The 12,563-nt window shown below is 38.2% G+C and carries 10 protein-coding genes; 3 read left to right on the top strand and 7 right to left on the bottom strand.

Going from position 1 to position 12,563, the window contains the following annotated elements:
• Positions 1–39: 39 nt before the first annotated feature.
• The 3 genes from SACI_RS08830 to SACI_RS08820 all read right to left on the bottom strand — a co-directional run bounded on the left by SACI_RS08830 (position 40) and on the right by SACI_RS08820 (position 4,256).
• Positions 40–1,587, bottom strand: a complete 1,548-nt coding sequence (locus SACI_RS08830) for a cation:proton antiporter (protein WP_011278649.1) — start codon at positions 1,585–1,587, stop codon at positions 40–42.
• Positions 1,588–1,682: 95 nt separating this feature from the next.
• Positions 1,683–2,240, bottom strand: a complete 558-nt coding sequence (locus SACI_RS08825) for a hypothetical protein (RefSeq protein WP_011278648.1) — start codon at positions 2,238–2,240, stop codon at positions 1,683–1,685.
• 357 nt (positions 2,241–2,597) lie between these two features.
• Entirely contained in the window at positions 2,598–4,256 is a 1,659-nt protein-coding gene (locus SACI_RS08820; RefSeq protein WP_011278647.1) for an SLC13 family permease, read from the bottom strand.
• Positions 4,257–4,545: 289 nt separating this feature from the next.
• Here SACI_RS08820 and SACI_RS08815 point away from each other — a divergent pair, with 289 nt between their 5' ends.
• Entirely contained in the window at positions 4,546–6,603 is a 2,058-nt protein-coding gene (locus tag SACI_RS08815) for a xanthine dehydrogenase family protein molybdopterin-binding subunit (protein ID WP_011278646.1), read from the top strand.
• Positions 6,604–6,751: 148 nt separating this feature from the next.
• Here SACI_RS08815 and SACI_RS08810 read toward each other — a convergent pair whose 3' ends face one another.
• From SACI_RS08810 to SACI_RS08800, 3 genes are all read right to left on the bottom strand, one after another.
• A complete protein-coding gene (locus SACI_RS08810; protein WP_011278645.1) occupies positions 6,752–7,840 on the bottom strand; it encodes an aminotransferase class I/II-fold pyridoxal phosphate-dependent enzyme in 1,089 nt (362 codons plus the stop codon).
• A 123-nt stretch (positions 7,841–7,963) separates the two neighbouring features.
• On the bottom strand, positions 7,964–9,196 hold the full coding sequence (locus tag SACI_RS08805; protein ID WP_011278644.1) for a metal-dependent hydrolase family protein: 1,233 nt from the start codon (positions 9,194–9,196) through the stop codon (positions 7,964–7,966).
• Entirely contained in the window at positions 9,197–10,477 is a 1,281-nt protein-coding gene (locus SACI_RS08800; protein WP_011278643.1) for an MFS transporter, read from the bottom strand. It lies immediately after the preceding gene.
• 368 nt (positions 10,478–10,845) lie between these two features.
• On the opposite strand from SACI_RS08800, the gene SACI_RS08795 reads away from it, so the two are divergent.
• A complete protein-coding gene (locus SACI_RS08795; protein WP_011278642.1) occupies positions 10,846–11,208 on the top strand; it encodes a hypothetical protein in 363 nt (120 codons plus the stop codon).
• 42 nt (positions 11,209–11,250) lie between these two features.
• Here the strand turns inward: SACI_RS08795 and SACI_RS08790 are convergent, their stop codons facing one another.
• Positions 11,251–11,826: a hypothetical protein gene (locus SACI_RS08790; protein WP_011278641.1), complete on the bottom strand. Its 576-nt coding sequence runs from the start codon at positions 11,824–11,826 to the stop codon at positions 11,251–11,253.
• 50 nt (positions 11,827–11,876) lie between these two features.
• On the opposite strand from SACI_RS08790, the gene SACI_RS08785 reads away from it, so the two are divergent.
• The gene (locus SACI_RS08785; protein WP_011278640.1) at positions 11,877–12,488 is read left to right on the top strand and encodes a YkgJ family cysteine cluster protein; all 612 of its coding nucleotides are present in this window, start codon (positions 11,877–11,879) and stop codon (positions 12,486–12,488) included.
• Positions 12,489–12,563 lie beyond the last annotated feature (75 nt).

The raw sequence follows: 12,563 nt of genomic DNA, 5'->3' as shown, positions 1-12,563 counted from the left end.
ACCATTTTTTCACTATAACTTATTTTATGAATATAACTATTATTTTTTCTCACTCAAACTCCCAGGTTCTCCGCCCATTAGAAACCTCAGCAACTCTCTCTCATAAAGTGTCCCTTTCAATCTTCTTCTCTTATCTATAACTGCTATAACTGGTGTCTCTGATTCCCTGAATTTTCTCAACGCGTCAGACACTTTATAATCCTCATCAATTATTTCAGCATCGTCAAGATAAACCTGGCATACTCTCAACCTATCATAATCATCCGGGCTTATTTCAAGCAAAGTCTTTACAGTTATTAAACCTATAACCCTCATCTCTTCATCTACAACGACTAATGCTCTAACACCCTTCTCATTAATCTTTAATATAGCTTCTCTTAACGTGTTATCGCAACTAACGAAAACTGTTGACGTGACATTCACTAGGGAGGATAGTTTAGTGTTAAGCTTCACCCTCTCTCCATGACTTACCCTATAACCTGTCCTTAGCTTAAACAACAATGGAATAGCCAATGAGGCTAATGATATTGCTAAAGTGGTGTAGGAGTACTCAATTGGAGTGATAATACCTGCAGTTAATGCACTAATTAATAATGAGACATCCACACCTCCCTTAGTCGATGTCCCTAGACCATTTGTTATTGGGTCATTTCTGGTAATTTTACCAGATATGAAACCTGCAATAAACTTCGATATTAAGACGGATAAGAAGAGAATGAAACCTATTACAAGTATCTGAAGGTTAATCTTGACAAAGAATAAACCTATACTGACGAAGAATAAAGGTTCAAAAAAGCCGTAAGTAAACCCATGTAGCTTCTCTAAGAGGTCTGGTCTATCCTTAAAATATCCCCTGAGTAAGAAACCAAGAAATAGTGCTGCTATAGCAGAATTAAAGTTGAAGAACTCAGCCAAGAAACCAATTATAAGCACAAGTGAAATTATGCTTGCAAATTCCACTTCTCTAACCTTTATATAGCCTTCAATTTTCTCCAATACTTTTGTTATAAAAGGACCTAAGATCAGGATCAAGAGAAAGATTAATACTATCTCCAGAGTTATAAGGAGCAAATTTTTGTTAAACTGTGAGAATATTGAGAATAAAATTACGGATATGATTTCTACTAATGTTGCTTGATAGAACAGATTTGCTCCCACTTCATTTCTGCTTATTCCTAAATCAATTAGTAATCTAGTCAAAGGACCTGCACTTGTCATGATTAAAGGGACTATGAGGGCTAAGTAATCTGGGATATCAAGAACCTCGTGTAAAATAAGAAATATTAGAATAAATGGTAAGATAATTTGAATAATAGTAGTAAATAATAGTTTATTACTAATCTTGTACTCCGTGTTTATTTCTTCAGCCCCTGCTAAAAAGAGTAGAAACACTATTCCGAGAGATGATATGAACGAGATTATTGTGTTTACCTGAATGAGGTTAGTGACCCCTTCACCCAGAACAATTCCTACGAATATAGACCCTACGAAAGGAATTAGCCCCAGCCTAGAAAATACTTGCTCTGCAATTTTGGATAAAATCAACATAATTCCAAGGTCTAAAAGTGTGATCTCGAGGCTATTCATATTAGTTGTAAGTAAAAATGCGTTATTATATAAGGTTAATTAAATCATAAAGCAATTATTTCCCTTCTACTCTTTATTATTGAGGATCTTATGAGCTAATGCATACTCATGAGTGTGGTTATAAGCTCATATAGAATGTAAATTATGCTACCTAAAGAGATAACAATGTTAACTATCTTATCAAACCTCTTAGGAATGAGGTTTAAGAGAGAGAATATCATGAAAGATATTATGGAGGTGACTATAAAGACTAACAGTATAAGAACAGCGTAAAATATACTCTCTGACGCTAAAGCTAATATAAGCACTATTAGTTTAGATGGGCTGATCACCAATGCCCCTTGAAGTAGTCCGAATCTCTTTGGCTCAATCTCCAACTCCTTTCCCTTAACAGTACCGTAAAGTAAAAGTCCACTAACCAATAATCCTATGGAATAGGAAGTTATTAGGAGAGGAAATTCTAAGATCGTAACTAAAGACAACAAACTAAGCGGGATGGCTATTATCAAAAATCCTGCTGAGTGAAAAAGGGAAAACTCAAAAATTTTCTTCACACTCTTAAAAATCCTAACATTCGCAATATGGTCAGCATCTAGTCCATGCGCTAGCCCTAAGAAAGCAGATATCAGCAGCGAATATAATATATCTGACATTGTATAAAGTTACGTAAGGTAAATATTAATCCTTATGTTTTCTTGCGGTATTTATTCCTGGGGATTGAATTAAAGTATATGGGAAAAAACTTACATTGTATTTTTTGTTCCAAGATATAAAAATGTCTAAAGAGTTAACTAGAATCCACGATTTAGAACTAGAAGCCATTCCACATAATTTACTCTTGAATCACGTTGTTTGTTGCTCTCCTTGACGAAATCAAGACAAGCCTCGCCCTATAGGGCAAAGAGGAGGTCATTGTGTTTTGCATTTTTAACATATACATGCTAAGCGGAAAACCTATAAGTTCAAGTTTCTAGCCTAATCTCGTTTATAACAACTATGTATGGCTAAACTCAAATTTCGCCCAGAAATAGTAACGTGACCAGTCCTACAACGATCAGCATTATAGAACCTGCCATCAGAAAGTCCCTTACTCTATAGCCTCCAGCCTCACTAACCAGAAGATTAGCTTGATGACTGAACGGAGTTATAAATGTGCATGAACTTCCCATGGCTACAATTGTTAAAGCTAATAACGGATTATTCATAGTCAGTGCAACTGGTCCTAAAATAACTGCTGCTGCGGTGTTACTAACAAAGTTAGCCAATAAGGCTGTTATGAAGAATAATACTATTGGGTTCCCTATAAATGGTATGTGTGTTAATAATCCAGTTGATGCTAGTGCGTCACCCATGGAAATATAAGTGCCTACAAAAACAAGTATTGTCCACTCTATGTTTCTGTAAATCTCTCTGTACTCCATTACTGCAACAGGGATCAACCCTATCAAAAATGCCTCTGCTATATTAATTCCTAGCAACGATAGTGCTATCGATAGACCTAGTGAAGACAAAGCGAGTACTCCTCTTTTCACATTAAATATTTTAACAGTCCTCTTATACAGGGGAACCAGACCTAAATTATTCATCATTTTCGTTATGCTCTCCTCCTTTCCCTGAACTAATAAGATAACTCCTGGGGTTAGAGTTATCCTGCTTAACTTCCCTCTAATGAACTTTCCCGATATTCCAAGAACTCTAACTCCGTAAACGAAATCAAGTTCTAGGTCAGCTAATGTCTTCCCAACTGCTTCTGATCCTGAAGGGATCAAGAGTTCATACAGGTCTTCTCCTTTGACCTCCTCAGACGAGGGTGCAAGTTTGAGTCCTTGTATGGACGTAAGAACAGATAACTTATCCGGGCTTACCTGTAACAATAACAGGTCTCCCTTTAGTATTGTTCTTGGACCAAAACTTATCCTTCTCGGATAAATATCTAGTATCTTCACCCCCAGTTTCTCCAAATACTTGACTGACTTTCCAATTAACTCGCCGTCTTCCACTTTAGCTTCCACTAAGTAGTTGGAAATCTTGAAATCCTCAACATTTCCCGCCCTAGTTAAGTTTGATGGTAAAACACGCACAATTACGATCATTGCCAAAAGACCTACCGCAACCACGCTGAGCCCGATTGGCGCAAACTGAAATAAAGAAAGGAATTTCCCCTCTTTTTCAAACCATAATTGGTCCAATATTAAATTTGGTGTCGTACCTATAATGGTGTATCTCCCGCCTAAGATAGCTGTAAAAGACAATGGTATAAGATATTTAGATGGACTATCATTAAATCTCTTGGACACATAGAAGAATACAGGGATAAGGACTGCAGTAAGGGCAACATCACTCATGAAACCTGATGAGAGAGCAGTAATGGCTAAAAGGGTCGCAAATATTACGTACTTGTTTTTTAACCTAGATGAGATAAGCTCTCCAAAACTCTCTAAAAAGCCTGACTTCTCCAGAGTTTTACTTATTATCATCAGGCTACCTAAGACTACCACAGCTGGATTAGCAAGGTTTATTAAGGCTTGATTAACCGAAATCCCCCCTATTAGGATGAGGACAACTAACGATACTATTCCTACTATATCAAATCTAATTCTCTTGCTTATCAGCAAACCTATTGAGACTAGGAATGTTGCTAGGATAAGATATATCTGAATTGAGTTCATTGTCTTTTAGATGGAATAACAAACATATATAATTATAATATTTTCGTATAACAGGATTGTCAGTGATCGAAAGAAGAGAACTGACTAATTATGGGTTTTGAATATGATTTCGAGGGGTTTGATTTTAGTCATCTCTCATATCGGTCTTGAGTTTATCTCTAAAAGAAACTCTAGATGAATCTCGACGGATTAAGTTGTTTAGGTTTCTTCAATAAGATCCCATAATTCGCCGTTACGTTAGGCGTTAAGTGTTAATTGACTTTATTAGGTCGGTATCGAACAATCTTTTATGATCAAAGAACACTTCCCCATAATTACGGGAAAATCCACATACATAGATGATATATCCCCTAAAAACGTTGTATATCTCCACGTGGTCAGATCCTCTATAGCTAGAGGGGTTATAAAGAGCGTGTCAAAACCCTCAAATGTTCTCTTAGCTCTTACTTGGGACGATATAAAGTCGTTTATGTCAGCTAGACTGTTCCCAGGATTAGCTGGAGCACAAGTTGCCAGAATGCCTGTACTAGCTAACGGTAAAGTCAATTTCGTTGGGCAACCTGTTTTAGCCTTTGTTGTAGATGACAGATATAAGGCTGAGGACGTAGCTGAGGAAGTGTCTATCGATTATGAGGAGATGAAGCCTATAGTTGACCCTGAAGAAGCGTTGAACAGTGAACCTATCCATGACGATCTGAAGAACAATATATCCATAGATCAGGTCTTACAAGGGGGCAACTTATCTCTGAAGAGTAGTGCTGATGTCGTAGTCTCTAGAAAGATAAAACAACACAGAATTGTCTCAAATCCAATGGAGCCGAAGGGATTTATCTGTTGGTGGGACAATGATGTACTTAATGTGTACGTCTCTACACAAGCTCCTTTTGGAGTTAGAAATGATTTACGGGAGGCTCTAGGAATACCCCCTGAGAAAATTAAAGTTTACTCACCTCCTAATGTGGGCGGAGGATTTGGGAATAAAAGCGGAGGGTATCCAGAGTACGTCCTTGCTTCAATTGCATCACTTAAACTAGGTAGACCTGTGAAGTGGATAGAGACCAGGAGTGAAATTTTAGTGAACACGCAGTCCCTAGGAAGGGGTGAGGTATCTGATATGAAGCTCTATGCAACAAATAAAGGTGAAATATTGGGTATTGAGGGGACAGTAATAGCAAATATTGGAGCTTACAATCACGGCATAAATTTCTTTACTCCATTGTTTGTAGCAAGCCTTTCCAATGGTCCTTACAAGCTAAAATTCACCTCAATTAGAGCCATATCAGTCTTCACTAATACACCACCCATGGGATTTTATAGGGGTGCAGGGAGACCTGAAGCAGCATTAATTCACGAAACGTTAGTAGAGGATCTCGCTGAAGAACTTGGTATTGACCCTATCGAACTAAGACGTAAAAATCTAGTTGACAATACGGGGTATATAACTCCTCTTGGTGCTAAGTTGGATCCAGCTGGATATCAGGACGTTTTAAGTAGGGCTGAGGTATATTACAGAAAGGCTAAGGAGGTGCACAAGGATAAGGGAGTATCGTTAGTTATCTTCACAGAAATAGTGAGGACCTCACCAGGCGAAGGGGCTAGAGTCGAGGTAAAGGATGGTAAAGTTCATTTCTATTTAGGTTTAGGTCCACATGGTCAAGCTTACAGTACGACCTTTAAGAAACTTGCCTCTGAGACATTGGGCATAAGCGAGGAAAATATTGAGATAATAACCGGTAATACTGACACAGTAAAAGAGGGAATAGGAAGTTTTGGATCTAGAGCAGGCACGATAGGAGGCTCTGCAGTTATCGCTGCAGGGAAAGAATTATTGAAGAAATTGAACGTAAGTTCCCTAAAGTCAATGGACTTGTCGAAGTTTGAGGGAATAGGAGTTGAGGTGTTTTATAGGGCTGACGATATCTTTGCTCCAGGTGCTCATGTTGCAGTCGTTGATGTGGATAAGGAGACAGGATTTGCTAAAGTGATTGATTATTACGCAGTTGACGATGTTGGTAGAGTACTAAACAAAGAGGAGATTGAAGGACAGATAGTCGGAGGAATGTTACAAGGCGTATCTCAGGTTTTGATGGAGGCGATGAGGTATGATGAAAGGGGAATACCTTTATGTTCTTCAATAGCTGATTGTGGTGTCCCCACTGCCATGGAGTCGCCATTAAGAATACATGAGGATTATGTTGAACATCCCTCTACATTGTTATCTGGAAGCAGAGGAGTGGGAGAAGCTGGGACTACCGGAGCCTTACCCGCTGTATTCATAGCATTTGAAAAAGCTACAAAAAGGAAGTACAATACTACTCCCATTGATCCCTGGTTAGTGGTAGAGTGACCCTTCTTTTTTAAGTTGTCGAGTAATTAAAAACAAACCTTAACCATAAAATGAAAAGAGGTTTTTGACGATAAAGAAATAATATAGTAAGATTTTTTCCTGTGAGGCTATGAAGTTGTACTTTATAATTCTCTTAGTTTTTCTATGCCTAAGTCCCTTTCTTTACATATTCTTCCAGATATTTTATGAGTAACGTGAGAGCCTCCCTTAAATATTCAGCGTTCTTGGACCCTAAACCTATCCTCAAATACCCAGGCATTTCAAAGCACTCACCAGGATTAACTAAGACACTGTATTTTTCAAATAACTCCTCACTGAACTTATAGGTGTCCTTTACGGGAGTTTTCGGAAAGGCAAGCACTGTGGCATTAGGTCTTACCCATTTCATATCAACATTCCTCATCAACTCTTCAAACAGTCTCATATTCTTATTGGCAATATCCCTGCTTCTTGCCTGAAGCTTTTCCCTATTCATCAATACTTGAAGAGCGATCTCCTGACTTATTACTGAGGGTGAGATTGAGGTATAATCTTTTACACTCCACATCTTATCTACTATCTCCCTACTCCCCACTACCCATCCAATCCTTATACCGGGCAGACCATAAACTTTCGACATACTGTTCGTACTAATTGCCTTATCATACACATCAACGAAGCTAGGTCTTACATTGCCGTCGTGCTCTGACCCCCTATAAACTTCGTCTGCTATAATCCAAGTTTTGTTGTCCTCTGCTATTTCAACTATAGCCTTAATATCACTGTCTGATAGAGCCATCCCTGTAGGATTATTTGGGTTAGTTATAACTATCGCCTTAGTATCCTTAGTCACCTTTTCATTAATTTCCTCTAGGTCAATTCTGAAACCGTTTTCGTCTTTAAGCCAAAAGTAATCAATTTTAGTGTTTAAACCCTTCAGTAGTCCAGGTATCTGCATGTAATTTGGCATCTCCACTAAGACGTGATCACCAGGTTTAATTAGAGATAAAATTGTAATGTAGTTAGCCTCTGCTCCACCATTGGTTACGATCACGTTATCGCTACTCGCAGTAGAATACATGTTGCTGATCAGTTCTCTAAGCCTTATTTTTCCTTTAGTATGTCCATATTCTAGTTTAATATCAACCAAGTCAAAGTCCTTCAAGTCCAAGGGCTCAACTCCACTTTCAGACAAAACATACTTAGCTCTCCAGTCCCTCAGAGATTGCCATCTCTCTAAACAAAACTCAGGATACATTTGTACAAGTCATGAATGAATAATAAAAATTTTTTGAAAGCGAAGGAAAAAAATTATTGATTTAAAACTTAGTTCTGACCACCTCCTGACCTAGAGGGTCACCCCTGTCTTTCAATGTAACCTCTAAGTTTTAGACTCCAATTTACCGTTTCGTACTTCAACTCTCCCAGCTTTTAATACATGGGTGACTTTAGTTACATCATAAATGTTTTCTAAGGGGTTTCCATTTATAACCACTAGGTCGCCATCCCTTCCAATATCAATAAACCCTGCATTAATCCCTAGAGCTAAAGAACTATTATATGTAGCTGTTATAAGGGCTTCTTTAGGCGTTAGACCTCCCCTCTCCACTAGCAGAACCAATTCATACCAATTTTTCCCCATATCAATATCCCCTAAACCTGTTTCAAAGCCAAGATCAGTACCGCTGATCATCAGCACTCCGTACTCCTTTGCTTTTTTAACCACATCGGCAACCCTTTCCCTCACTTCAAAAATCTTCTGTAACCCCCATTCATCTACACCGATCTGTTTCCCATATCTGTAAATGACTTCTTGAATTGTTAGGGTAGGGGTAAGGCTGACTCCCCTATTTACCATCAGCTTCAATGTATCGTCTTTAAGTAAGGTACCGTGCTCAATAGTTTTCACACCCGCTTCTACCGCAATTTTAGCTCCTGCATCACCATGGGCATGTGCAGCTACATATGTACCGACCTTATGAGCCTCGTTTACTATAGCTTTAATTTCCTCATAACTTAATTGAGGATTTTCAGGTTTATCCCTCTGAGACAGTACACCCCCAGTTGCAAATACCTTTATGAAGTCACTTCCGTCCCTAAGGACTTTCCTAGCTGCATGTATACACGATTCTGTACCGTCACAGAACTCGGAGAAACCCACCTTATGGGAGAACTCAAGAGGAATATCGTGGTTTATTTCACCGTGTCCAAAGGTCTGTGTAATTGGTCTACCTGCAGCTATAATATTTGGACCCCTGATGATCCCTTCCTGGACCGCTCTTTTGAGAGCAAGAGAGACATATTCCCCACAGTCCCTGACCGTAGTAAAGCCTGCCAACAGTAATCTCTCAAGCCATTTTGACGCCCTAAGTACCCTATATTCAGGTCTTTCAAACATTGTCTTCAACAGACTACCTCCTTTAATTCCCGATAAATGGATATGAGCATCAATTAATCCGGGCAATACGAACATGTCTCTGGCATCAATTTCCTCCTTTGCCTCTTTCACTTCCTTTGATACCTCTACTACTTTACCATATTTGATGTATACGTTAGCTTTTCCTACAAAATCCTTTCCGTTAAATAACTCTCCTCCCTTGATTAAGATATCCATTTAGCTCACCTTCTGTTGACCCTCAAACATTGTTCCTAATGTTTCTTTGTACAGTATATAAGCTATTAATGTGACTATCATCCCTGCTATTCCCCAATATACTGGGGCAAGTTTGTAACCCGTTGCATAAATTAGGTAAGTGGCTATAAATGGTGTTGTACCACCAAATACTGCAACTCCAACATGATAGTCAAATGAGAGAGCAGTATACCTCACCGACGTCGGGAACATCTCTGTAAGGGCTGTCGCATAAGCTGCTGTACTAGCTGAGCCAACTATAGAGTAGATTAATTGGGCTAGGAGTATGTTGGAAAATGCACCTGTAGATAATAGGTAAAAGTACGGATAAACGAAAATCACTAAACCTGCAGCGGTAGTTATCATCAATGGTTTTCTCCCTATCCTGTCAGCCAGATAACCGAACAGGAATATGGCTATAGTTTGAATTATGTAACCTATGACCAGTATTAGTGACACCTCTTTGGTAGGTACTCCGATAACATTCTCTAAGTAACTGGAGGCGAAAACTCCTGTTGCATAAGTCATTGTAGTTCCTCCCACTATGAAACCTAGTCCCAGAAGTATCTTTTTCCAGTGGTGTCTAAATGCTTCTGCCAAGGGTATTTTAGATATCTTACCTGTCTCTCTGACCTTCTTAAAAACAGGGGACTCTGATATCTTAAGCCTTATTATCACTCCTATAACTGCTATTAATGCTCCTATCACGAATAATATTCTCCATCCTATGGAATTGTACTCTTGAGTTGACATAAATGAGCTGAACAAGAAAATCAGTCCCGTAGCTAACAGTGGACCAGTACCTTGAGCCATTTGAGCAATACCTACATAAAAAGCTCTCTTCGATGGCTCAGCAAACTCTGCTGAAAGTGTGATACCTCCACCAAATTCTCCACCTAAAGAAACTCCCTGTAATATCCTCAACGTGGTTAAGAGTAGAGGAGCTAATATGCCTATAGAGGCATACCCGGGGAGGAGTCCTGTGAACAATGACGAGAGCCCCATTAATGTCATTGTAAGTATCAACGTATACTTTCTCCCGATCTTGTCACCAAGATGCCCAAAGATAATCGCACCAATTGGTCTTCCTGCAAATCCTGTTGCGAATACTGCAAGAGTATCCAAAAGAGATACTAATGAGTTAGTTGATGGAAAGAAAAGCTTTGCCAAGATGCCGCTAATGAATCCGAATATTAAAAAATCATAGAATTCAAATGCTATGCCAATGGACGCCGCTATGGACGCCCTTGTTTCATCTTTCATAACACTATATACTTTATTTAGGCTTATAAGAATTTTTAATATTATGGATTGTAAATAATATAAACAGACGAATATTGTGATTGCAAAATTTATAATTTATATAAACGTGTTAATTCTATGATTAAAATTTATTAAAGGGGATATATCGACTAATCATATAAAACGAGAGTCTGAGACCATGAGGTCAACTAGACTCATGGAGATCTGAAAACAGCTCAGACTTAATGATGTCGACACTCCCAAAACTAAAGGATTCTCAGCTTATTAGGAAAGTAGTGGAACTATAAGTGTGTGTTAAAATGTCGATGGATTAAATAGTTTATAAATTTAGGCAAAATTTTATAAAACATGAAGACCACGAGAAATTTATGGCTAAGATCTTATTTGTCGTAATGAATGACCCTACAAACCTAGCAGATTCAATTAAGGCAGCACATGTTCTTCATTATGCAGTGGAACTAAAAGAAAAGGGAAACGATGTCTACGTCTATTTCGACGGACTAGGTACTAAAATACCAATAACTGAAAGTCCATATAAAGGCTTAAAGCCTGCTTACGAGAAGGCGATGAAGGAGGGTTTAATTCTAGGTGCATGTGGATACTGTGCCTCTCCACCACACTTAAACATAAGGGATAAGTTACCTAACACCATAAAGCTGATAGGAGACGAAGACCACCACTATGCGTTAACAGATCTTGTGGATAAAGGATATCAAATTGTCGTATCATAATAAAGGCTAAACGTTGTTAAAAAAGGAGAAGAGAATACTCCACTAAGTATTTATTTTCTTCTTTAACTCATCAGAGATATATAGTAGATTTCTCTTTTGGACAATGGGAGAGAATTTTTCGTCCACCCTTATTTCCTTTTTGGAAAAAATACAAAACTCGCTCATAGGTGCCATGGCTAGCTGTTTTCTCCATAGATTACCTTGTATGTCTTTAATCTCCGTATAGAAAACGTCATATGAGACTCCTACGGGCTTAGATATCCATACTGCATGAGGAAAGGAAGGCGATAAAGGATCCCCGTTAATAAGCTTATAAAGTCCTCCCTTACCATTTCTAGCCATCCTAGCAATCTTGTCATGTATCTCTTTTGTTTCCTTATTACTAGTTATTGAATCATTTAAAAGATCCAGCGACTTTGAGCTTTCAATGAAGTACCAATCTTCATAAGCGTCATTATTAGACCATGGAACCTTATACACCTTTACTACCATAGAGCCTAAATAACCCTCGATTCTAACTTCACGGTTATAATATGTATGAAACTCTAATAGGGCTTTGTTATATTCATCCTCTTCGAACTCTTCTCCCTTTTCATGCCAAAATATATACGCTAACATTTGGTAATTATTCAGATATTTAAATATAAAAATGCTGTATAGTATAATGAATGTCTGTAAGTATTGAGTTCGAAACTAAGAAAGGATTACGGGAAGATTTGGAAGCCTTCGAGAGGATTCTTAATGCTCTTGAAAAGTACGAAACCATTCCTATAGTGAAATTTGGACTTTACTCCCTTGTATTTCAACTAGCAATGAACGTGTTCCTAGATGTTTCCTCCTATTGCGAAAGGTGTGGTGGAAAATGTTGCGACTATGGTTTTGGAATACCAGTGTATGAATTCGATTATAAAGAGATTGTGAACAAGTTGGGAGGAGCAAAAGGCATATCAGATAAAAGGGATAGTGTGAATTTCAGGATACTTGAAAGACCTTGCCCTTATAAAAGAGGATGGGCTTGTGGAATTCACTCCTTCAAACCATATGCATGTCTTTCCTTTCCCTTTTCAACTGAGGATGAACAAAAAGAAGTAATGGATACTTATAATGGTGAGGGTATTCCTGAGTTCAAGCTACCTGAGTACTGCATAGCAGGTAAGAAAGTGAGAGAAATAGTCAAAAAAATTATTGATGATCTTACAAAGAGACTAGGTAGACAACCCTCACCCAGAGAACTGTATGAAGAGTTGAAATCAAGGTTTAGCTACAAGCTAATAACATAATTATCTAGACTAAGATGTCTGGAAAGACGTATAAAGTTAAAGAAGTCCTTCCTTCTTTTTTCCTTTCCTTTTTCC

The sequence above is a fragment of the Sulfolobus acidocaldarius DSM 639 genome (genome assembly GCF_000012285.1).
Lineage (GTDB): Archaea > Thermoproteota > Thermoprotei_A > Sulfolobales > Sulfolobaceae > Sulfolobus > Sulfolobus acidocaldarius.
The sequence above is the reverse complement of the archived record's forward strand: the minus strand, read 5'-3'. Positions and strand labels throughout refer to the sequence as shown.